Source organism: Clostridium pacaense, from assembly GCF_020709765.2.
GTDB classification, from domain to species: domain Bacteria; phylum Bacillota; class Clostridia; order Lachnospirales; family Lachnospiraceae; genus Enterocloster; species Enterocloster hominis.
The window spans coordinates 83,115-106,073 of the sequence record NZ_JAJFEB020000017.1; the positions used below are offsets into that span (position 1 = coordinate 83,115).

Annotated in this window: 20 protein-coding genes and 1 pseudogene; 20 read left to right on the plus strand and 1 reads right to left on the minus strand. The window is 49.2% G+C overall.

All coding sequences use genetic code 11. The features are described from left to right. The first annotated feature begins 110 nt into the window (after positions 1-110). From LK536_RS51590 to LK536_RS51605, 4 genes are read left to right on the plus strand one after another with little or no spacing between them, the layout of a single operon-like run. On the plus strand, positions 111-542 hold the full coding sequence (locus LK536_RS51590) for a hypothetical protein (RefSeq protein WP_025487070.1): 432 nt from the start codon (positions 111-113) through the stop codon (positions 540-542). Then, on the plus strand, positions 539-1,495 hold the full coding sequence (locus tag LK536_RS51595) for a hypothetical protein (RefSeq protein WP_008716555.1): 957 nt from the start codon (positions 539-541) through the stop codon (positions 1,493-1,495). Before LK536_RS51590 ends, LK536_RS51595 begins: the two co-directional genes overlap by 4 nt. Before the next feature lie 31 nt (positions 1,496-1,526). Next, positions 1,527-2,396, plus strand: a complete 870-nt coding sequence (cdaA, locus tag LK536_RS51600; RefSeq protein WP_008716553.1) for a diadenylate cyclase CdaA — start codon at positions 1,527-1,529, stop codon at positions 2,394-2,396. Beyond that, positions 2,377-3,711, plus strand: coding sequence for a CdaR family protein (locus tag LK536_RS51605; protein WP_008716552.1), 1,335 nt, complete (start codon positions 2,377-2,379; stop codon positions 3,709-3,711). The genes cdaA and LK536_RS51605 overlap by 20 nt, the downstream gene beginning before the upstream one ends. Positions 3,712-3,722: 11 nt before the next feature. Here the strand turns inward: LK536_RS51605 and LK536_RS51610 are convergent, their stop codons facing one another. Next, positions 3,723-3,878: a DUF6783 domain-containing protein gene (locus LK536_RS51610; RefSeq protein ID WP_329602454.1), complete on the minus strand. Its 156-nt coding sequence runs from the start codon at positions 3,876-3,878 to the stop codon at positions 3,723-3,725. Here LK536_RS51610 and LK536_RS51615 point away from each other — a divergent pair. The 16 genes and pseudogenes from LK536_RS51615 to LK536_RS51690 form a co-directional block, all read left to right on the plus strand. Next, positions 3,816-3,962: pseudogene (locus LK536_RS51615) on the plus strand (DUF6783 domain-containing protein); the annotation flags it as partial. The gene LK536_RS51610 and the pseudogene LK536_RS51615 overlap by 63 nt on opposite strands. A 42-nt stretch (positions 3,963-4,004) precedes the next feature. Then, on the plus strand, positions 4,005-4,268 hold the full coding sequence (locus LK536_RS51620) for an HPr family phosphocarrier protein (RefSeq protein ID WP_008716550.1): 264 nt from the start codon (positions 4,005-4,007) through the stop codon (positions 4,266-4,268). Between the two features lie 86 nt (positions 4,269-4,354). Beyond that, positions 4,355-6,076 (plus strand): phosphoenolpyruvate--protein phosphotransferase, encoded by a 1,722-nt coding sequence (gene ptsP / locus LK536_RS51625; RefSeq protein WP_227796766.1) that lies wholly within the window; start codon positions 4,355-4,357, stop codon positions 6,074-6,076. A gap of 59 nt (positions 6,077-6,135) precedes the next feature. After that, the gene (locus LK536_RS51630) at positions 6,136-7,383 is read left to right on the plus strand and encodes an O-antigen polymerase (protein ID WP_331472259.1); all 1,248 of its coding nucleotides are present in this window, start codon (positions 6,136-6,138) and stop codon (positions 7,381-7,383) included. Positions 7,384-7,609: 226 nt separating this feature from the next. After that, entirely contained in the window at positions 7,610-8,440 is an 831-nt protein-coding gene (gene licT / locus LK536_RS51635; RefSeq protein WP_008716541.1) for a BglG family transcription antiterminator LicT, read from the plus strand. A 59-nt stretch (positions 8,441-8,499) separates the two neighbouring features. Next, positions 8,500-8,994, plus strand: coding sequence for a PTS sugar transporter subunit IIA (locus LK536_RS51640; protein ID WP_008716539.1), 495 nt, complete (start codon positions 8,500-8,502; stop codon positions 8,992-8,994). Then, positions 8,991-9,263, plus strand: a complete 273-nt coding sequence (locus LK536_RS51645) for an HPr family phosphocarrier protein (RefSeq protein ID WP_506092213.1) — start codon at positions 8,991-8,993, stop codon at positions 9,261-9,263. The genes LK536_RS51640 and LK536_RS51645 overlap by 4 nt, the downstream gene beginning before the upstream one ends. 134 nt (positions 9,264-9,397) lie before the next feature. Next, positions 9,398-10,873 carry a PTS transporter subunit EIIC gene (locus tag LK536_RS51650; protein WP_331472258.1) on the plus strand — a complete coding sequence of 492 codons (1,476 nt, stop codon included), beginning with the start codon at positions 9,398-9,400 and terminating at the stop codon, positions 10,871-10,873. A 377-nt stretch (positions 10,874-11,250) separates the two neighbouring features. Continuing rightward, positions 11,251-12,366, plus strand: a complete 1,116-nt coding sequence (locus LK536_RS51655) for an ROK family protein (RefSeq protein ID WP_506092214.1) — start codon at positions 11,251-11,253, stop codon at positions 12,364-12,366. Between the two features lie 124 nt (positions 12,367-12,490). Further along, complete coding sequence (locus tag LK536_RS51660; RefSeq protein ID WP_120055719.1) at positions 12,491-13,597, plus strand: substrate-binding domain-containing protein; 1,107 nt, start codon at positions 12,491-12,493, stop codon at positions 13,595-13,597. 198 nt (positions 13,598-13,795) lie between these two features. Continuing rightward, positions 13,796-15,328, plus strand: coding sequence for a sugar ABC transporter ATP-binding protein (locus LK536_RS51665; RefSeq protein ID WP_227796763.1), 1,533 nt, complete (start codon positions 13,796-13,798; stop codon positions 15,326-15,328). A 1-nt stretch (position 15,329) separates the two neighbouring features. Further along, positions 15,330-16,469: a sugar ABC transporter permease gene (locus LK536_RS51670; RefSeq protein ID WP_025487077.1), complete on the plus strand. Its 1,140-nt coding sequence runs from the start codon at positions 15,330-15,332 to the stop codon at positions 16,467-16,469. A 20-nt stretch (positions 16,470-16,489) separates the two neighbouring features. After that, positions 16,490-17,941 carry a M81 family metallopeptidase gene (locus LK536_RS51675; protein ID WP_227796762.1) on the plus strand — a complete coding sequence of 484 codons (1,452 nt, stop codon included), beginning with the start codon at positions 16,490-16,492 and terminating at the stop codon, positions 17,939-17,941. A gap of 11 nt (positions 17,942-17,952) precedes the next feature. Beyond that, entirely contained in the window at positions 17,953-19,368 is a 1,416-nt protein-coding gene (locus LK536_RS51680; protein WP_227796761.1) for a M24 family metallopeptidase, read from the plus strand. Positions 19,369-19,393: 25 nt separating this feature from the next. Continuing rightward, positions 19,394-20,806 carry a hypothetical protein gene (locus LK536_RS51685; protein WP_120055725.1) on the plus strand — a complete coding sequence of 471 codons (1,413 nt, stop codon included), beginning with the start codon at positions 19,394-19,396 and terminating at the stop codon, positions 20,804-20,806. Between the two features lie 133 nt (positions 20,807-20,939). Continuing rightward, the gene (locus tag LK536_RS51690) at positions 20,940-22,865 is read left to right on the plus strand and encodes a sensor domain-containing diguanylate cyclase (protein WP_227796760.1); all 1,926 of its coding nucleotides are present in this window, start codon (positions 20,940-20,942) and stop codon (positions 22,863-22,865) included. The last annotated feature ends 94 nt before the right edge of the window (positions 22,866-22,959 follow it).

Below are 22,959 nucleotides of genomic sequence, written 5' to 3' on the forward strand. Positions count from 1 at the left end.
CAATTCTTCCAGTTCCTTACAAAAACATAAAAATTAATTTAAGGTGTCGCAAAACATAAAAACTTGTGGTATACTAAATTGATATGTTATGAGATTCCTAAGGAGTGCCTATGCTGAACGAGGAAAAGGTCAAATATATGACGGAATTGGCCATATTTGAAAAGAATGAAGGCAAGAAGATATTCCCTATCAACCGCTATTTTAAAAAGGATTATGTAGGCGGACAGATGTTCCGCTCATTTTTTGGGTATACCTTCTGTTATTGTCTGCTGCTTCTGATGTGGGTTCTCTATAAACTGGACGAGCTGCTGAATGATATGAGTATTGACGAAATCCTTCACTCTGCAAAGCAGTGGGGGATCATCTATGTGGCAGGCCTGGTGGTTTACCTGTTCATTACCTGGATTGTGTATGCCAAGCGGTATGATTACGCGTCCCGCTCCCAGACCATGTACGCTTCCAAGCTTAAGCATCTGCTGAAGCGCTACGATAAGGACAGGACTGACAGAATGAGGGATAACAGAGGAGGAAGGGCCAGATGACAAGTCTTCTGCTATGGAAAGAGCAATTAAAGCAATTTTATAATAAGTACAGTTATGGCGTACAGCCGGTCATCCGTTTCCTGTTTGCACTGTGTACGTTCCTGAGCCTGAACGCCAATATTGGCTATATGAACAAGCTTAAGAACCCGCTGGTAATCATCCTGGTATGCCTGGTAAGTTCCCTTTTGCCCTACGGCGCCATCGTATTCTTGGCAGCCTGCCTTCTTGTGGCCCATGTTTATGCGGTGTCGCTGGAGATGGCCCTGATTACGCTGGTGCTTATATTGACCGTTGCAATCCTTTACTATGGTTTCAAGCCCGGGGACAGCTACCTGATTGTACTTACACCCCTGGCATTCCTGTTTAAGATTCCCTACGCAATCCCTCTTTTGGTGGGACTGGGAGGCAGCCTTGCATCCGTAATCCCGGTGGGTTGCGGGGTTTTCCTGTATTATCTTGTGATGTATGTAAAGCAGAACGCAGGTGTCCTCACCAATGAAGGCTCTGTGGACATTGTGCAGAAGTACAGCCAGATCCTTAAGTCCGTCATATTCAACCAGACCATGATGGTCATGATTGCAACCTGTGCTGTGGGCATCATCATCGTGTATCTGATACGCAGGCTGTCCATGGATTATTCATGGATCATTGCCATCGTAGCCGGTTCCGTGGCAGAACTGCTGGTTATCTTTGTGGGGGATTTTGTTTTTGGCGTATCCGTGGCAGTGGGCCAGCTGATTCTGGGCATACTATTGTCAACCCTCATTGCGGTGGTATATAATTTCTTTATCATCACAGTGGATTATACCAGGACGGAATATGTCCAGTTTGAAGATGACGATTATTATTATTACGTCAAGGCAGTGCCCAAGATGAACGTGAGTACCCCGGATGTAAAAGTACAGAAAATAAGTTCCAGAAAACGCAGCACAAGGGAGAGAAACGTGTATTAATGAAAAAGATTAAATGCAAGGAGGTGACGACATGGCAGAAATGTTAGGACAGATGTCATCATGGCTGACTCTGCTGCCAAGGATATCACTTGGGAATATTCTGGAGATGGTTATCATCTCCTTCCTGGTGTATGAAATCCTTGTATGGATTAAGAACACCAGGGCATGGAACCTGTTAAAGGGCCTGCTGGTCATCCTGTTGTTTGTGGTATTTGCTGCTGTGTTCCACCTGACCGTTATATTATGGATATTGGAAAATACCACGACCATTGCAGTGACAGCCCTGCTGGTAATATTCCAGCCTGAACTGCGCAAAGCCCTGGAACAGCTGGGAAGCCGCAACATAATATCCAACATCCTTTCCTTTGATGACGGAAAGGACAGCCAGGCGTTCAGTGACAGGACCATCAACGAGCTTGTCAGGGCCACCTTTGAGATGGCCAAAGTAAAGACAGGGGCCCTGATGGTAATCGAGAGAGGGTCCTCCCTGAAGGAAATCGAGAGGACGGGGATAGAGATTAACGGCCTGGTGACCAGCCAGCTGCTGATTAACATATTCGAACACAACACCCCGCTTCATGACGGCGCGGTTGTCATACGTGGAAACCGCATTACCGCGGCGACCTGTTATCTGCCGCTGTCCGACAACATGACCATCAGCAAGGACCTGGGTACCCGTCACAGGGCAGCAGTAGGCGTCAGCGAGGTGACGGACAGTGTGACAATCGTGGTTTCTGAGGAAACAGGAAGGGTTTCCGTGGCAGAGGAAGGGATGCTGACTAAAATTGCAGACGCAGAAGGCTTAAAGAAGATCCTTTCCACTGTTAAGGAGGAATCTGTTTCTTTAAACCGTTTTAAAATATGGAAGGGAAGGCTGAAGAATGGAAAAAAAGCTGTCTAATAACCTTGGGCTTAAAGTACTTTCCGTCTTCCTGGCATTCTTTGTATGGCTGGCGGTGATGAACATTGCGAATCCAAAAGTTACGCGCAGCCAGGAGGTGCCCCTGGAAATACTCAATGAGAGTATCCTTGAATCCAGCGGAAAGACATATGAAGTCATAGGCGACAGGGACACGGTCAGCGTGTACTATAAGGTAACCACATCGGATTCCGCCAATATAAAGGCGTCTGATTTCAGGGCCTATATTGATTTGGCGGATGTGTATGAACCCACAGGCGCGGTGCCGGTTAAACTGGAAGTGAAGAATAACAGCAACAAGCTGGAATCCGTGGTATCAAAGCCCAGCGTCATCCGGATTGAGACAGAGGATTTACAGCGCAAGCCCTTTAATCTTGAGACAAAGACGGAAGGCGTGCCCGAGGATGGATATAATCCCGGCGTGGCCACTGTTTCACCCACGTATATATATGTAAGCGGACCCGTGTCCGTGGTTGGACGGATCAGTTCCGTGGGGATTGTGATTAATGTTGAGGGAGCCAACAGCGACCTGTCAGGCACATTGCCTGTGAGGTGCTTTGACGCCAATAACAATGACCTTACGGATCAGATTGGCGACAGGGTGACCTTCAGCCGCTCTGAGATTGATTATACCCTCCCCATACTGAAGGAGAAGAACCTGAACCTGACCTTTGAGACAGAAGGGACAGTGGCAGACGGTTACCGGTTCACGGGCATTGAGAGCAGCAGGAATTACGTGGAGGTCAAAGGACTCAAGTCCGACCTGGCCAGGGCGAATTCGGTCACGGTCCCAAAGTCTGAGCTGAACATGGACGGTGCAACAGGGGATAAGGAAGTCACCATTGACCTGAACAAGTACCTGCCGGAGGGGGTTGAGCTGGCGGACCCGGCTGCCAATGAGATTAAGGTGGTCATCAAGGTGGAGGCCCTGGAGAGCAGGACGTATGAGATGCCTGTGAGCCAGATTAAGCAGGTTGGCGCATCCGGCCAGTATGATTATGAATATGACAGGAAATCACTCAATATAGTAGTAAAGGGACTGAAGGAAGACCTGGACCAGCTGACAGCTGCAGCAATCCAGGCTGAGCTGGATGTAAGCAGCATGGAACCAGGGGATAACATGGGGACGGTAACGCTTCTGCTGGGCGATGCCTATGAGCTTGTAAGCGGCAACAGCGTTCTGGTAACAGTCACTGAGAAAGGGCCGTCTGCGGCAGATGAGACAACAGAAGAAGGCGAAAGTCATTCCGTGGCCGATGAATCCGGGGATCCTGTGAAGGAAACAACCGGGGCATAGTGTCCGGGAATTCATTCCCTCCATCCGCAGGCTCTAGAGCGTGTTTGAAAATTCATTCCCGCCATCTGCACGCCCCACTTCGCGGCATATTTGGTCCCAATTCGGTCAACGTAGCCCGCTACGCCTCCCTCATCGGGACCAAATCTCCCACAAAGTGTGACGCACAGCTGACGGAAAGCAATTTTCAAACACGCTCTAGGTCCTGGCTGCCGTTTATCCGGGCAGCCGGCCACGGATGCATCAGAATATAGCAGCACTGTACAAAGAGGTGCAGCGCAAAGGAGAGAGGTAACATGGTAAGTGCAACAACCGTTATTAAGAACCCGTCCGGCCTTCATCTGAGGCCGGCAGGAATCCTCTGCAAGGAGGCCTTGCTCTATAAATCCAAGATATCCTTCAAGATACGGACCACCACGGCCAATGCCAAAAGTGTCCTCAGTGTTCTTGGCGCCTGTGTGAAGTCTGGGGATGAAATTACATTTGTCTGCGAGGGACCGGATGAGGAAGCAGCATTAGCCGCCATGGTAAAGATTGTGGAGGATGGTTTAGGGGAGTAACGGCCGCCAGGATGGCGGGTTAACTGGAGAGTGACGGCAACCAAAGGTTGTGAGTATAAATGAAAGCAATAAGGAGGTACAAGAGTATGTACAAGGGAACTAGCGCTTCTGCAGGGATTGGGATTGGAAAAGCAGTAATTGTGGAAGAAGCAGAGCTGGTAATCACCAGACAGGCAGTGGGTGATGGGGAGGCGGAAGTACAGCGTTTTAAGGGAGCGCTGGAGCAGACCATCAAGGACACGGAGCGTCTGGCAGAGGACCTGGCTACCAGGGTAGGGGAAAAAGAAGCGGAAATCATGCAGGGGCATATGATGCTGCTGTCTGACCCCATGCTGACAGGGGAGATTGAGAATTCCATTAAAAATGATGGGGTCAACAGTGAATTTGCCATTGAGAATGTATGCAATATGTATGCGGATATGTTCGCCTCCATGGGAGATGAACTGATGCAGCAGAGGGCCACGGACATGCGTGATATCAAGACGCGGATGCAGCGTGTGCTGATGGGCATCCAGTCCGTGGATATTTCCTCCCTTCCGGCGGGAAGCATCCTTGTTGCAAAGGACCTTACACCGTCCATGACAGCGGGAATCAATCCTGCCAATGTAACGGGTATCGTGACGGAACTGGGCGGCAGGACAAGCCACAGCGCAATCCTTGCAAGGGCCCTTGAGATTCCGGCCGTGGTGGCTGTGAACGGTTTTATTGAAGGCGTTAAGGACGGGGATGACGTTGTCCTGGACGGCAGCACCGGCGAAGTACATGTGAACCCGGAAGCAGCTGTTAAGGCTGATTATGAGGCTAAGAAGGTCCGGTTCCAGGAAGAGAAGAAGGAACTGGAGCAGTTTATCGGCAAGGCTTCGGTCACAAAGGACGGGGTAAGGGTTGAAATCGTGGCCAATATCGGCAAGCCTGAGGATGTGGATAAGGTGCTTGAGTATGACGGGGAGGGAATCGGCCTGTTCCGCACGGAGTTCCTGTTTATGGACAGGACTGCCATGCCTACGGAGGAAGAGCAGTTTGAGGCATATAAGAAGGTCGCGGCGGCCATGAACGGCAAGCCGGTCATCATCCGTACCCTGGACATCGGCGGAGACAAGGAAATCCCGTACATGGGCCTGGAGAAGGATGAGAACCCGTTCCTTGGCTACCGTGCAATCCGTTTCTGCCTGGACCGCAGGGAGGATGTCTATAAGCCGCAGCTGCGCGCCCTGCTGCGCGCCAGCGCCTTTGGAAACATCCGCATCATGGTTCCACTTGTTACCTGTATTGAGGAATACCGTGAGGCAAAGGCACTGGTGGAGGAACTTAAGAAAGAGTTAGACAGCAAGGGAATTGCCTATAACAAGGATATCCAGGTGGGTATCATGGTGGAGACGGCCGCCGCATCCCTGATTGCGGATATTTTTGCAAAGGAGGCTGATTTCTTCAGCATCGGTACCAATGACCTGACACAGTATACCATGTCGGTGGACAGGGGCAATAAGAAGGTGTCCTACCTGTATTCCACCTTTAATCCTGCCGTGTTAAGGAGCATCAGGCACATCATTGCCTGTGCACGGGAAGCAGGCATCATGGTGGGCATGTGCGGCGAAGCTGCCAGCGACCCGATGATGATCCCGTTACTTCTTGCATTCGGCCTGAATGAATTCAGCATGAGCGCGTCTGCCATGCTAAAGGCCAGGAAGATGGTCATGTCCTACAGCACCAGGGAACTTCAGGCGGTTGCTGACAAGGCCATGGGTTTTGCAACGGCAGCGGAAACAGAACAGTATATGAAAGAATTTGTGGAGAATGGAACAGTATAATGCCAGTTTATCTTGTTAGTTATATTATCAGTTTCATATTGGCCCGGCAGCATTTTTATATGCTGTCTGGGCTGGTTTTAATTATAGCCGCCCTGTGGCTGTATTACAGGGATTATGCGGACAGCGGGAACATCATCCATCTGAGGGGGCTGTTCTGCCTTTTTTTCGTGGGCGGTCAGGGGATATCCTGTTTTAAGCTGAGCCGCCTGCAGGGGGATTGGGACAATATGACCTGGCTGTGCCTGGGACTGGCCGTGGTGGCCTTCTGGGGTGTGTTTGAGGTGCTTTCAAGGCTTTTTGACGGCTGGAGCGAGGATGATATGGAATCCGTGTACCGGTTCTATGCATCGGCAGAATCACCATACCAGGTCAGACGTATTTTGCAGGCCATGGCAGGGCTGGTGGCGGTTTCCTGGCTGGCATTTGCCTTTGAGGCCTGGAAGCTTGGGTTCATACCGCTTTTTTCCTATGGTGTGCCCCATGCGTATTCTTATTTCCATGTGAGCGGTGTCCATTATTTTACGGTTGCATGTGTGCTGGTGCCCAGCCTTTCCGTGGTCTACAGCCTTATGGTCATGAGGCGGGGCAGGGGAGTGACAAGGTCCGGCGGGTTCTGGCTGGCAATGGGCTTTAATGTGCTGGCCCTGGCCATCCCTGTGCTGTGCGTATCCAGGTTCCAGTTAATACTGGCAGTGGGAATGGCGGTCTTTACCTATATTTCCATGGCAGGGAACATTAAGCCTGTTTATGTGGGAATCCTGTTTGCCTGTATGGTGCCGGCCTATCTGCTGCTTACCGTGATGCGCAGCCACAGCGTGGAATACCTGAACGGCATATTTGAGATGAAGAATGCCAACATGCCTATTTTCATCACCCAGCCTTATATGTATATTGCCAACAATTATGATAATTTCAATTGTCTGGTGGAGCAGCTTCCGTCCCATACATTGGGGCTTAGGATGCTCTTTCCGCTGTGGGCATTTACAGGGCTTAAATTCCTGGTGCCCTCACTGGTGGACTTCCCTCTGTTTGTGACAAAGAAGGAGCTGACCACGGTTACCCTGTTCTATGATGCCTATTATGACTTTGGGATGATTGGGATGGTGCTTTTCGGGGCGCTTCTGGGCGCTGCCTGTTATTACCTGGTCCGGGGGAGGAAGAAGCTTACATGTCCGGCAGGCCATGTGATTTACGCACAGATTGCCATGTACATGATGCTGTCCTTTTTCACAACCTGGTTTTCCAACCCTGCAACCTGGTTTTATCTGGTGGTTACAGGCATAATCTATATATTTGTGAAGTCCTGAAAATTATAATTATAAAAAATATCTAAAATATTATTGACTTTTATCTTAAGATTTGTTATTATTCAGTTAGTGAAGTAAATCTTTGGAAGTATAATTAAATAATTAATAAGGATTGTTACTGTTCGGCAGGCAAAACCAGGTTTGTTAAGGGGATTGGATGATATTCGCATAAAAGGCGTATGTCTCTTTAACAAAGTTGGTTTTTTTGTTTTTATCAGGAGCAATTATGAAAATATCGAAAATAATTAATAATAATGTTGTAAGCACCTGCGATGAAGAAGGCAGGGAAGTCATTGTAATGGGAAGAGGCGTTGGCTTCAAGGCCAGGGAAGGCAGTACCATTGATGAGGAGAAGATAGAGAAGGTATTCCGCCTGGACAGCCAGAACACCATGGATAAGTTCAAGGAACTGCTTGTGAACCTTCCGATGGAGCATGTACAGATATCCGCTGAGATCATCAGCTATGCAAAAGAAGTGCTGAACCGTCCCATTAACCCGAATGTGTATATCACCCTTACGGATCATATAAATTTTGCGCTGGAGCGTTTTAACCAGAGAATGATGTTCAGCAACCCGTTAATCAGGGAGGTACGAAGCTTTTACCATGCGGAATACCTGATTGGAGAATATGCCATTGCCATGATTGACAGGGACCTGGGGATTAAGCTTCCTGTGGATGAGGCCGCCTCCATTGCCCTCCACATCGTCAACGCGGAATATGATGCGCCCATGGGGGATACAATAAAAATCACCAACCTGATCCAGCAGGTATCAGAGGTGGTAGAGGAGTATTTTAATATAAAACTGGATGAACAGTCCCTGAGTTACGAACGGTTCATCACACATCTGCGTTTTCTGGCCCAGCGGGTATTTACAGGGGAGCATATGGAACTGGATAACCTGGAGTTCCAAAAGGTCATCGACAGGTTATATCCGGAAGAATATGCCTGCAGCCAGAAAGTACAGGCGCTGATTAAACTGCAGTACGGGCATCAGGTAACGGAAGAGGAAGTGGCTTACCTAGCCCTGCACATCAAGCGTATCAGAACAAAGTAGTATTAAAAGCATTATGGTTAAGGGGCCCCGGCAGGGGGACAGAGAAAGGAGTAATAAGGATGTTTGGTTCATTAAAGAAACTGTTTGGGGGAGAAGAAAAGGACGGGAAGGTCATCGCAGCTCCGGTGAGCGGCAAAGCCGTTCCCATGAGCCAGGTCAATGACCCTACATTCAGCCAGGAGATCCTTGGCAAGGGCACGGCCATCATTCCTTCTGAGGGAAGGATTGTCGCACCGGCAGACGGCCAGGTTACCATGGTGTTCGACACAAAGCATGCCCTCAGCATACAGACGGATAATGGTGCGGAGCTGATAATCCATATCGGACTGGATACCGTACAGTTAAAGGGACAGTATTTTGAAGCCCATGTGCAGGCAGGGGATAAGGTCAAAAAGGGTGACCTGCTTCTGGACTTTGACATGGATAAGATAAAAGCAGCCGGATATGATGTGATTACACCTGTCATTGTGTGCAACACACCACAGTTCCCGAAGATTGAGTGCATCAGCGGAATGGATGTAAAGGCCGGGGAGACAGCAATCATTAAATTATGATCAGAGGTGGGGATGGGTTGATAGAGCGCAGCTTTATCCTGAAGGATGAGATGGGACTTCATGCAAGGCCGGCGGCCTTGCTGATGATGAAGATGCTCAAGGTCCGATCCGATGTGATGATTTCCTGTAATGGGAACACAGCGGATGCAAAAGACGTGATGAGCATCATGGCCATGAACACGGTGGCAGGGGATGAGGTTGTCTTCTGCATTGACGGACCGGATGAAGAAGAGGCCATGAAAGCAGTGGAATCTGTCCTGGCCGGATAAAGGCCGGGACAGTGGTAAGAATGATTTAAGCCTGGGTCCAGGTTTAGATAAAGTAATCATGAACAAGTAAATCAGAGTTTTCCTATGGGAATAATACCATAAGAATGCTCAAATTAAGAAAGGGGATTTATGTTATGATGAAGTGGCTACAGAAACTAGGTAAATCTTTAATGCTGCCAGTTGCCGTTTTACCGGTTGCAGGTATCCTGTCTGGTATTGGTTATTGGCTCTGCCCGGCTGTCATGCAGGGCGGCGATATCACGGGTGCAATCCCGATGATTGGTTATTTCCTGACACAGGCAGCCCTTGCCTTGATTGACGGCACGATTATCGCACTCCTGTTTGCAGTTGGCGTTGGCGTTGGTATGTCAGATGACCACGATGGTACAGCCGGTCTGGCCGGTCTGGTATCCTGGCTGATGATTACCCATCTGCTCTCACCAGGCGTTGTGCAGACGCTGGCAGGTATTGCACCGGACAGCATCCAGGGTATGGCTTTCGCTAAGATCCAGAACGCCCTGATTGGTATCATCGCCGGTGTAATCGGTTCAACCTGCTATAATAAGTTCAAGAACACAAGGCTTCCTGACTGGCTGGCATTCTTTTCAGGCAAGCGGTGCGTTGCAATTGTCACGGCCCTGTTTTCCGTTGTTGCGGCTGCAATCCTGTTGTTTGTATGGCCAATCGTATTTGGCGGTCTGACTGCTTTAGGTGAGTCAATTGCCAAAATGGGAGCAATCGGCGCCGGTATCTATGCGTTCCTAAACCGTCTGCTGATTCCGTTCGGCTTACACCATGCATTGAATAACGTATTCTGGTTTGACACCATTGGCCTTGGCGACCTGTCCCACTTCTGGGCCGGAGATACATCCGCCAACGTAAGCTGGAGCCTGGGCATGTATATGTCAGGATTCTTCCCATGTATGATGTTTGGTGTTCCTGGTGCCGCATTAGCCATGATCCACTGTGCAAAGGACAATAAGAAGAAGGTTGCTATCGGCCTTGTTGCTTCCGCAGCCCTCTGTGCCTTTATCTGCGGCGTTACAGAACCTTTTGAATTCGGTTTCATGTTCCTTGCACCTGTACTGTATCTGGTATATGCCGTACTGTACGGCATCTTCACCTACATCACCGTGCTGGTTGGTTTCCGCGCCGGTTTCTCCTTCTCAGCAGGCGCAACGGATCTCCTGTTCTCAGCATCCCTTCCGGCTGCTGCGAAAACCTGGATGATCATCCCGCTGGGAATCGCGGCGTTCATCGTATTCTATGTGGTATTCCGCGTCATGATTACGAAGTTTAACTTAAAGACCCCGGGACGTGAGGATGATGATGAACTTGATGAGACAGTTGTAAAACTTGCCAATAATGACTATACACAGGCAGCAAAAATCATCATGGAAGGTCTTGGCGGCAAAGAGAATGTAACGAGTGTTGATAACTGTATTACCAGACTGAGACTGGAAATCAAGGATTACACCCAGGTGGATGAGAAGAAGATTAAATCTGCCGGTATCGCCGGTGTCATCCGTCCCAGCAAGACCAGTGTGCAGGTCATTGTGGGCACGCAGGTACAGTTTGTTGCAGATGAGTTTAAGAAACTGATGAAGTAATTGGGATGATGTAAGTGTTTAGATTCAAGGAGGACGGCTTTGGCCGTCCTCTTTGTGTTATATGATGCGTGTGACTCTCTGATGCATAATTGCCGGACAGATGGAGTAGTGCAGCATTGTATAAAAATGAATTATGTAATGACTAAATTTGGAAATAGTTGTATCATATTAAGAGAGGGGGGATTGAACTGTGCATTATTTATGATGACAAAGAAAGAAAATTAAAAAAATATACAAATAGCACAAAAAGTAGTTGACAAATAAAACGCAACTAATTATACTACTATTAATAACACCACAGGAGAAATTAAATGAAGGATTTAGCAGCACAACACCAAAATGTACTCAGGTACAATAATAGTAAGGCTGTTATCAGGGTGATACAAACGAATAAGTTCAATCCTATATCAAGGGCGGACATTGCCAAGGTGCTCCAGATGAGTCCGACTTCCATCACAAGGATCATCACCTCGCTGATGGAGCTTAACCTGATTAAACAGGAGGAAGCCTTCTCAAAAGGTGTTGGAAGAAATGGAATTAATATCTGTATCAATAAGGACGCATTTTTGAGCCTGGGATTTGCCATTGACTGTGATTATCTTAAAATCAGTCTCATTGACTGCGAACGCTGTGTGGCAGCGGAAGATATATTACGTCTGGAGACAGAGGACTATGATATTGATAAGCTGATGAGCCAGGGAAAGCACATGTTCTGGCAGCTTTGTAAAAGAGAAGGGATTAATCCGTCGCTGGTTAAATGTATGGGGATTTCCTGCTGCGGACTGGTGGATTATAAAAATGGGGTGTCATGTTTCTCGCCCCAGCTGGGATGGAAGAACCTGGACATCAGGCAGAAGGCAGAGGAGATATTCGGCATGCCGGTATGCGTTGATAATGACATTAAGATGGCTTTGGTGGGCGCTACCTTCCAGTCCACGGAGATGAACCATGCGGATGTTACATACCTGTCCATCGGATCCGGCGTGGGCGTGGCCGTCATGTATGGCGGGAAGATGATCCGCGGAATCAATAATGCGGCAGGAGAAATCGGGCATACCATGTTCTCCCTCAACGGCAGGCTCTGCGCATGCGGCAAGCATGGATGTTTGTCCGCCTATATATCGGAACAGGGCGTGGTAAGGGAATGCAGCAATCAGGGACACCCCATAGGTGAGCTGAAGGAGCTGATGGACGCCTACCATGGGGGGGAGGAGTGGACAGCATCCATCATTGATGATCTGACAAAGGATATGGCTATGGCTTTCTGCAATATGATTTATACCTATAATCCCCAGTATCTGCTGGTAGGAGGCAACATGGTAGTGGATTTCCCTGAACTGTATGAGATGGCAAGGATTAAGTTTTTAGATCTGATTAATGAGGATTTTAATCTGGATATTATAATTAAAAAGAGGGAGTTTAAGAATAATGAGGCTATGGGCGCTGCATTTGTTGCCCAGGAACAGTATATAGACAGGTTGCTTACAACCTGACATGTTTAACAGCATATCTGAATCTGCGGATTGACAGAAACAGATATGCTTTCAATCAAACATATTTATTACACCATTGGAGTAATAAATAAAATAAAGAATATAAAATCCAGGAGGAAAAAGTATGAAGAAATTAACTGCTTTATTATTAACCATGTCCATGGTAGTATCCCTTACCGCCTGTTCCACGGGGGGAACGTCCGGTACAACCGCCGCCTCACCGGCTGGTGATACCCAGGCCACAGAAGCAGCCGCCCAGGCCACAGAGGCGGCCAAGGAGGCCAGCGGCAAGGATGAAGGGTTTACCATAGGAATTGCCTTTGCCAATGAAAATGGTGCCAGATGGCACTATGATGAGAAGTTCATGGTGGAGACCATTGAGGCGGCCGGAGGCAAGGCATTGGTACAGTGGGCCAATTATGACCAGACAAAGCAGGAAAACCAGGTGGACAACCTGATTACCCAGGGGATTGATGCGCTGATACTGATTGCTGTTTCCTCCAATATGTCCGCGACCGTGGAGAAGGTAAAGGAAGAGGGAATCCCGGTTGTCTGCTATGACAATTTTGTTGAGAATGCACCCCTGGATGCATATCTGGACAGGGATAACGTGGAAGCCGGCCGCATCCAGATGAAGGCAGCCATGGAGTCAATGGGCGGAAAAGGCAAGATTGCCATCATCCACGGCGAACCTACCTCCAGTGTGGTTCTGGGCATGAAGAAGGGATATGATGAGGTCCTTGCTTCCTATCCGGATGTGGAAGTGGTACTGGAACAGTACTGTGAGGGATACAGCGCAGAAAAGGCCCTTAAATATGCGGAAAATGCACTTTCCGCCAACAACGACGATATCCAGGCAATTGTGTGCACGGCAGATGTGCTGACACTCGGCATCCTGCCGGCACTGGAATCAGCCGGTCTGGCCGGACAGGTATACCTTACCGGCATGGACTGTGAGGTGGCAGCCATGCAGGCAGTCAATAAAGGCTACATCGGGGTGGATATCTGGACCGAGATCGATGTATGTGCATCCGAGGCCGCAAAAGCAGCCATAGCACTGGTTAAGGGTGAAGAAGTGGATTACGATGAGATGATTGATAATGGGGATTACAAGGTCCCGAAAAAATACGTTCCTATCGTAGGTGTGACAAAAGACAATATTGAGGAATGGGCAACACAGATTGCGCCGGAGGGTTGGATTACAATGGAGCAGATTGAGAGCGGACAGTAAGGGCAGGCGTTGAGACGCGGTTTATCGGGTAGTAACAGCGGGTGTAAAAACGCAGCTTAGTGAGTAATAACAGCAGGCATTGAAATGCAATTTAGCGAACACGACAGCAGGCGTAAAAACGCGGTTTAATAGGTGGATGGGCTTCCAGGTGGGAAGTCCATTCCGCTGAACGGCTACTACAAAAGGAGCGTAAGGGATATGGAAAAACGGGAACCAATACTTAAGATACATAGCCTGACAAAAGAATTTCCAGGTGTGAAAGCAGTATCGGAAGCTGACCTGGAACTGTTCGGAGGCGAGGTGCATTCCATCGTGGGAGGCAACGGAGCTGGAAAATCAACTCTTATGAAAATGCTGGCGGGCGTATATCCCTATCATACATTTACCGGCACAATTGAACTTGGCGGGGAAAATTGTGAGTTTAAGACCATACTGGATGCCCAGAACAAAGGAATCGTCATGATTCCGCAGGACCTTAATATGCTGGAAGAACTGAGTGTGGCGGAAAATCTCTTTATGAATAAATATCCGGTACATGCTGGTTTTATTGATTATCACAAAATGTATGGGGAATCCCAGAAAATCATCGATGATTTTGGACTGGATTTAGAACCTCAGACAAAGGTAAAGGAAATCGGGATTGCGCAGAAGCAGCTTCTTGTCATAGCAAGGGCAATGTACAACGACGTGAAGGTTCTTCTGTTAGATGAGCCTACGGCCACGCTGTCTGACAAGGAATGTAAAATCCTCTTTGGGAAAATTAAAGAACTGAAAAACAGGGGGATTGCCTGTATCTATATTTCCCACAGACTGGAGGAGGTTAAGGAGATATCCGATATCATAACAGTCATGAGGGACGGCCATATCGTGGGGACGGCCGAGAATGTGGATATGGATGAAAAGAGGATTGTCTCCCTTATGGTGGGGCGCAAGGTGGATGAAGTCTACCCTGCCCATGACAGGACGCCGGGGGAGGTGGTCCTGTCCGTAAAGAATGTGACCATCATGGACCAGAAGGTACCGGATAAGAAGATTGTGGACCATGTGTCCTTTGATCTGCGAAGGGGCGAGATCCTTTCCCTGTATGGTCTGGTGGGGGCGGGCAGAAGTGAGACAGCGCTTGCCATTATCGGGGGATTTAATGGGGAAGTCACATGTGAACAGGAAATAAAAGGAAAAACAGTGTACATAACATCGCCCGGAAAGGCCAACCGGTACAAGATTGGTTATCTGCCTGAGGACAGGAAAAAGCAGGGAGTGGTGGATATAGCCAGTGTCGGACGTAATATCACCATGTCATCCCTGGACCATCTGGCCTGTTATGGAATCCTTAATAAGGACAGGGAGAGGGATGTGATCCGTGATGTCATTGACAGGCTTTCCATAAAGACGCCTTCATCAGAAACATTAATCCGCAACATGAGCGGAGGGAATGCACAGAAATGTGTGCTGGGAAGATGGATTGCCGCGGAATCGGAGATCCTGATCCTGGATGAGGCAACCCAGGGCATTGATGTGGAGGCCAAGACGCAGATTTATCATATCATGGATGAACTTGCAAAGAAGGGAAAGTCGATTTTGTTTATTTCTTCCGACCTGTCGGAGGTTATGGGGATATCGGACCGTATACTGACCATGCGACATGGGAGGGTGGTCAATATAACGGACGGTAAAAAGGCGGATAAGGACCAGATACTGTGGGAGGCCACGGTAGGAAACAAGGAGGAGTAAGATGGATAAGACAAAAAAACATATATTAAAGCGGGCAGGGACCTGTGTGGCAGTGGTGCTGATGTTTTACCTGTTCAACCGGCTGACGAACCAGGCTTTTTTCTCACAGCGTAACCTGACCATGCTGTTAAAGCAGGCCTCTGTACTTATGATACTTACCTCAAGCCTGATGCTTCTGCTCATTGAGACAAACATTGACTTAAGCGGCGGCGCGGGTGTGTATCTGTCCGGCGTTACCTGTGCGCTCCTTGTGGTCAGATGCGGCTGGTCCATATTTCCGGCTATTGCAGTTACCATTGCAGTGGGTATCCTGATGGGGGCTGTCAACGGTTTCTTTATTGGCCGGATTGGCCTCCCTGCTTTTATCGTAACCCTGGCAGCACAGCAGATATTCCGTGGGACGGGTTATGTCCTGACCGACTGTGCTACCATAGGACCCATGCCGAAACAGTTTACGGCAATCAGTGAGAACTTCATCCCCCCGGTCATATCGGTCATGGTCGTGGTTGTCATCTTTGCAGCATTTGCATTTATCAATCTTCGCAATTACCGCAGGATGGGAAAATGGTATGGCACCAAAGGACATCTGGCGGAGAACCTGCTGCTTGGTGCAATGGTTGCAGCGGTTGCCATCTGGGTATTTTATGGATATAAAGGGATTCCCATGGCAGCGGTCATCGCAGGGCTTATTGCATTCATGTCCTATATCATAACCACAAAGACCACCTTCGGAAGGAAGATATTCCTTATCGGCGGCAATAAGGAGGCCTCCCGGCTGGCAGGCATCAATATAGAGGATATTGTATTTAAATCATATTTATATGAGGGTCTGATGTATGGCATAGGGGGGATTGTACTGACGGCCCGGCTTGGGGGCGCTGCTTCCACAGGAGGAAACCTTCTGGAACTGGATGCGGTGGCAGCGGCCTGTATAGGCGGCGTCAGCATGAGCGGCGGCGCAGGAAGTATCGTGGGATGTATCTGTGGCGTACTTATACTGACAGCCATAGACAATGTAATGAGCCTTATGAATATTTCTTCTTATCTGCAGATGGTCATTAAGGGAATTATCCTTCTGTTTGCAGTATGTCTGGATTTATATACCAATAAAGCTAAATTTAAATTCAAATTAAAAAAATAATGTAAAAGAGGTAGATGATTATGAAGATTGCAGAGGGTATGTTCTATCATGAAGCCAATTCCTTTAATCCGCAAATGGTACATAAGGATGATTTTGTATATGAAGAAGGGCAGAATGTGATAGACAGGATGTTTGCCACGCAGGTATTTGAGGAGGAGGGTGCCGAGATTGTTCCTCTGGTGTATGTGAATACGCTGCCGAACGGAATCTGCTCCAGGGAAGCATATGACTTTTATTCAGCCAGGATCATAGAACTTCTGGGTCAGGACAAGGATGTGGACGGGGTCATGCTTCATCTGCATGGCAGTCTGGAAGTAGAGGGACTGGGGTCCGGCGAATACGACCTTGTGAAGAGGATCCGCAGTCTCCTGGGAGATGACGTGATTATCGGCCTGGCCCTGGACGCCCATGCCAACAACCATCCCAAGCTGGCATCCCTGGTTAATGTAATCCGCAACTATCGGACGGTTCCCCATACGGACCAGGATGTGACCGAGAAAACCGTGGCGCGGCATATGGTGGACTGCATTAAACATCACAAGAAGACGGTTCCCCAGTACGTAAGGATGCCTTATGCCATCCATCCGGAGAAAGCCACAGCGGCAACCTGGCCCCTGTGCGAGATTTATGATAAGCTGTGGGAAATAGAAAAAATGGAAGAGGTGTCTGTTGCAACACTTGGAATCGGCATGGTGTGGTGCGACTGTGAAACAATGGCCTCCAATATTATAGTCACCCCATCGGAGGAACGTTATACCGAGGCATGTGCAAAGATAGCCCGGGAACTGGCAGACTATGTATACAGCTACAGGGAACTGTTTGAATTTGAACAGGTTCCGATGGACCCCCATGAGGGCGTGAAATTCTCCGTCAAGTATCCGGAAAGCCCTGTATATATATCTGATTCCGGTGATAATACAACAGGCGGCGCCGTAGGGGACCATACCATCCTGCTCAGGGAATTCCTGAAACTTAAGGATTATAATGGAAGGAAGGTTCTGGTGACTTCCATATGGGATGAGAATGCGGTGGCAAAGTGTCTGGAGTACAAGGAGGGGGACAGGATCACCCTTTCAGTGGGACATGATTATGATGAAAATACAAAAGCCGTGGAAGTGACAGGTACCATTAAAAAGATTGGCAGGCTGTTTGGATATATGGGTTGTGAGCACGATGCGGTGGGAAATGCGGTGACCATTTCCACAGAACATATGGACTTCGTGATGATTGACCGTCCAGGTTCCTTTATTTCGGTGGGGCATTTTACGGAGGGGGCCGGGCTTGACCTGGATGAATACCAGGTGGTTGTGGTGAAGCAGGGATATCTGTTTGCAGAACTTAGGAAGCTGGCAAAACTGGCAATCCTGGCCCTGACACCGGGAGCCACCCATCAGATAATTGAGAATATGGAATACCACAAAATCATACCCCCTGTCTATCCCCTGCACATTACGCCGGAAGTGACAGGATAAAGGAGATGCGGATGAATCCTAAGGATTTTGAAGTAGTATATGGGATAGTGGCCCCGCCTGAAACCAGTGTTGGTCTGGTTCCGGTTGACCTGACAGCGGATACCTGGAACGAACGGCTTCATAAGGTATGTTCCCGCATGAAAGAAGGTGGGCTGGATGCACTGGCGGTTTATGGGGACAGGGAGCATGGAGGGAACTTCGCATACCTGACTGGATTTGAACCAAGGTTTGAGGAGGCGGTCCTGGTCCTGAAACAGGATGGACAGGCAGTGCTGATGCTGGGCAATGAAAACAGGAAGATGTGCGCACACAGTGCCATCAGGGCGGATCTGGTCCATGTGCCGTATTTTTCCCTGCCTAACCAGCCCATGGGGAATGATAAGGACATGGCCGGTCTTTTTGCGGATGCCGGCATAGAAGCAGGGATGGCCGTGGGATTGGCTGGTTGGAAAATGTTTACCAGCCAGTTGGAGGACAACAGCCAGCTGTTTGATGTGCCCTGTTTTATTGTGGATGGGATTAAGACAGCGGCAGGCCATGGAACCTTAAAGGCGGCTTCCCATCTGTTCATCCACCCGGGACACGGGGCCAGGACAACGGTGAATGCCAATGAGGCAGCGCATTATGAATTCGGCTCAGCCCTTGCGTCAGACTGTGTGTACCAGGCTATGGACAGGCTGGCTCCCGGCATGACCGAGATGGAGGTGGCCGGATATATGTGCAGCCTTGGCCAACCCGTCAGTGTCACCACAATCTGTGCAACCGGGGAACGGTTTCAAGGGGCAGTGGTATTTCCAAGAAATAAGAAGATAAGGGTCGGGGATAAATTCTCCCTGACCATGGGGCTTCGAGGCGGCCTGTCATCCAGGGCGGCTTATGTGGCGGCTGGAGAGGAGGACATGGAGGACGGGGTAAAGGATTATGTGGATGTAATGGCTAAACCGTATTACAGGGCAGCCGCATGCTGGTATGGGAATATAAAAATCGGAATGACCGGAGGGGAAATGTATGAGCGGATTGATTCCGTGCTTCCAAGAGATGAATTTGCCTGGAGCCTGAATCCCGGTCATCTGACCGCGGACGAGGAATGGATGTCCTCCCCTATCTATTCCGGGTCAGACATACAGTTTAGGAGTGGTATGATGCTTCAGATGGATATCATTCCCGGAAAAGCGGGCTATGGAGGAGCTGGCGCAGAGGACGGCATTGTACTGGCGGATGAGGCCCTGAGGGAGAAAATACAGGCAGACTACCCGGAAACATGGAAACGGTTTGAGAGAAGGCGGCGCTACATGGAGAGGGAATTGGGGATTGCATTAGGACCAGAGGTCCTTCCCATGTCGGATATCGCAGGTTATATGAGGCCTTACCTGTTAAACCGGGGATGCGCTTTTAAAATTGCCGGCAGGCAGGATACCATGATTTAAAATCAAGAAAAATCAGGAGATAAATATGAGACATGATATAATTGAAAAAAAAGTAGAGCCGGAGCTGTGGACCAACCCGGTACCGGTAAATCCGGATGAGATACCCGTTCTCGGAAAAGAAGATTATGAGGGCAGGATGGCCAGGCTCTGGGCAATGCCCCAGGCAGAGGGATATGACACAATCGTGATATATGGGGACAGGGAGCATTTTTCCAATGTGGATTATTTTACCGGGTATGATGCCAGGTGGGAAGAAACCCTGCTGATCCTGCCGCGCCATGGGCGTCCCAGCATATTAGTGGGCAATGAAGGAATCGGATATGTAAAAAAGGTGGCCGTGGATATTGAAGTCGAGTTCTTCCAGACCTTCAGCCTTATGGGGCAGCCAAGTGACAGAAGTCCGCGCCTGAAGGAAATATTGGAGAGAAGGGTGGTATATGATGGCGGTAAGATTGGGGTGATTGGTTTTAAGGCGTACGATGCATCCAACCATACGGTAGGGGGATTCATTACCGATGTGCCCCATTATATGATTGAGACACTTTGTCAGGTAGTGCCAAGGGATAGCCTGGAAAATGCCACACTTCTGATGGCGGACTGCAGGTATGGCCTGAAGCACTGTGTATCAGCAAAGGAAATCGTGATTTTTGAAGCGGCAGGAACCAGGATTTCCAGAGGTGTGCTGAACTGCCTCAGGCATCTGAAGCCAGGGATGAGGGAACTGGAGGCCTCCTCCTTCTGCCAGTTTGATGGAAGTCCGGCCAATATGCATCCCAACATTAATTTTGGGGAAAGGAATGTGGCCCTTGGACTTAACAGCCCCACGGAGTGGGAACAGCTTGAGTACGGGATGCCGGTCGGAGTCGGTTATGGGCTTAGGGGAAGCCTGGTACATAAATGTGGAATGTATCTAAGGGACAGAAATGACCTGCCGGTGGAGAAGTCCGGATATATAGATGGGTTCCTAATCCCCTATTTTGACAATGTGGCTTCCTGGCATGAGATGATGAAGATAGGCACATCCTGCGGGGATATATATGAGATGACGGACAGGGAGTTAGGTCTTGAGAAGTTTGGCTGTACACTGAATCCAGGCCATCTTACCCACACGGATGAATGGACCAACTCGCCTTTTGTCAGAGGAGGACAGGTTAAGGTGGCATCCGGTATGGCATTCCAGTGTGACTATACGGTTACGTGCCACGACCCATTCATGAGCGCCCATGTGGAGGACGGCCTGATAGTCGCAGGGGAAGGACTCAGGAAGGAAGTGGCTGCCCTGTCTGCGGGCTGCTGGGAACGGATTCAGAAAAGAAGGGATTTTATCATCCGGGAACTTGGGATACAGCTTCCGGAGGAGGTGCTGCCCCTTTCTGACCTAAGCTGCGTATGTTTCCCATATATGGCTGACCTGAGTACTGTACTGGCCTGCGGATAAGTTCTGCGGGTAATGGGATTTCCATCCGGGGAAAGGGCTTTTGAACATGAAGGAATCCTGAGAATTTTCTTGTCCCCCCACTTAAAATATGATACTCTATAGTACAGAGTAATCAAAGGGGGAACAGCTGGCTATGAAGAAAATGATCCGTAAACGTCTATGTATTGTAATCTTGACTGCCATGCTGTTCTCCCTTTTCATAAATTATTATGTCCAGACGCTGAATGCCAGGAATGATATGTACCGGGATGCCCAGGACAAGTTCTGGCAGGTGGGGCAGATCCTTGACCAGAACGGGAGAGAGGCGGAAAAAGAAAAGGAAAACCTGAAGGAACGGTGTTTTATACGGGCCAAGGCCATTGCCTATATCATCCAGGACCGTCCGGAGGTTGTGGGGAATCAGGAGGAAATCGCAAAGATAACAAAACTGCTCCAGGTCGATGAATTCCATCTGTTTGACCCGGAGGGAAATCTTTACGCTGGTTCGGAACCCAGGTATTTTGGACTGAATTTCAGTTCGGGTGAGCAGATGCAGTTCTTCCTGCCCATGCTGGATTACAGCCTTCAGATGTGCCAGGATATTACCCCTAACACGGCGGAGGGGAAGCTGATGCAGTATGCGGCTGTCTGGAGGGAGGACCATAAGGGGATTGTCCAGGTGGGGCTGGAACCCACCACCGTGCTGGAATCCATGAAAAAAACGGAGTTATCCTATGTTTTTTCCCTGGTGACATCGGAAAAGGATTCCACCATCTATGCCATTGACCCGGAGAGCCATCTTATACTGGGGTCAACGGATGACTCACTGGTGGGAAAGCAGATACAGGACATAGGTATCCGGCCGGAGCAGCTGGGCATTACGGATAAGGTGGCGCGGATGACGGTGAACCAGGAGGAAAGCTACGGGGTCTTTGCCCGGAGGCAGTCGGTCATACTGGGGATTACCATGTCGGAAGCGGCCCTGTACCAGAAGGTGAACCGCAGTACATTCCTGGTGGCCCTGTATCTTACCGGGATATCCCTTATCATGATAGCCTTTATCTCCAATTATATTGACCGTTATGTTGTGGACGGTATTTCCTCCATCCATGATAAACTGGCCAGGATTACCAAGGGAAATCTGGATACAAGGGTGGCGGTGGACAGTACGCCGGAATTTAAGCAGCTGAGCAGCCAGATTAACCAGATGGTGGAAAGCCTGCTCGATACAACCAATAAGATATCCCATATCCTGGAAATGACAAAAATCCCCATGGGTGTTTATGAATATAACCGTGATATGAAGCGCGTCATGGCTACCAGCAGGCTGGCGGAAATCCTCATGCTGGGAGAAAAAGAGGCCGGAATGCTATTTTCCGACTATATCCTGTTTGAAGAGAAGCTGGAGCAGATCCGCAGGCATCCGCTGGAACAGGAGGGCGGGGTTTATGAACTGCAGGGGAAGGAAACACGGTTCATTAGGATTGAAGCCTTCGAGAGGGGACATAGCACGCTGGGAATGATTGTGGATGTGACGAACGATATCCTGGAGAAGAGGAAAATCAAACAGGAGAGGGATGTCGACCTTCTCACCGGATTATACAGCAGGCGTGCATTCTACAGTAAGCTTGAGGGGCTGTTTGCTGATCCACACGGACTGGAACACGCCATGATGCTCATGGCGGATGCGGACAACCTGAAGCAGGTAAATGACCGGTACGGACATGAGAACGGAGACCGGTACCTGGCATCCATTGCAGATATATTAAAGTCATGCAGTTGGGATAAAGGTATTGCGGCCAGGCTCAGCGGCGATGAGTTTGCCCTGTTCCTCTATGGAGGCAGTTCCCGGGAAAGCCTGGTTGGATGTGTGGACCGGATGCTTGGGTCCATGAAGGAAAGCCGGGTGGAGCTGGACAGCCATGTCCTTATCCCGGTGCGTTTTTCAGCCGGATACTCCCTCTATCCTGAGGATGGGACAGAGGCAGCAGTCCTGCTGCGCAAGGCGGATGAAGCCATGTATGAGGCGAAAAAGGGACGCGTAAGTGCGGCTGATGACGGCGGCGCGGCTGATGCCTGAATATAAAATTCATAGTGAAAGGGGGTGTTGCAAAAGTAGATGAATAATCTACTGGAGCAGCAGCTCCTTTTCTGTACCAGAAAACAGAAAAGCG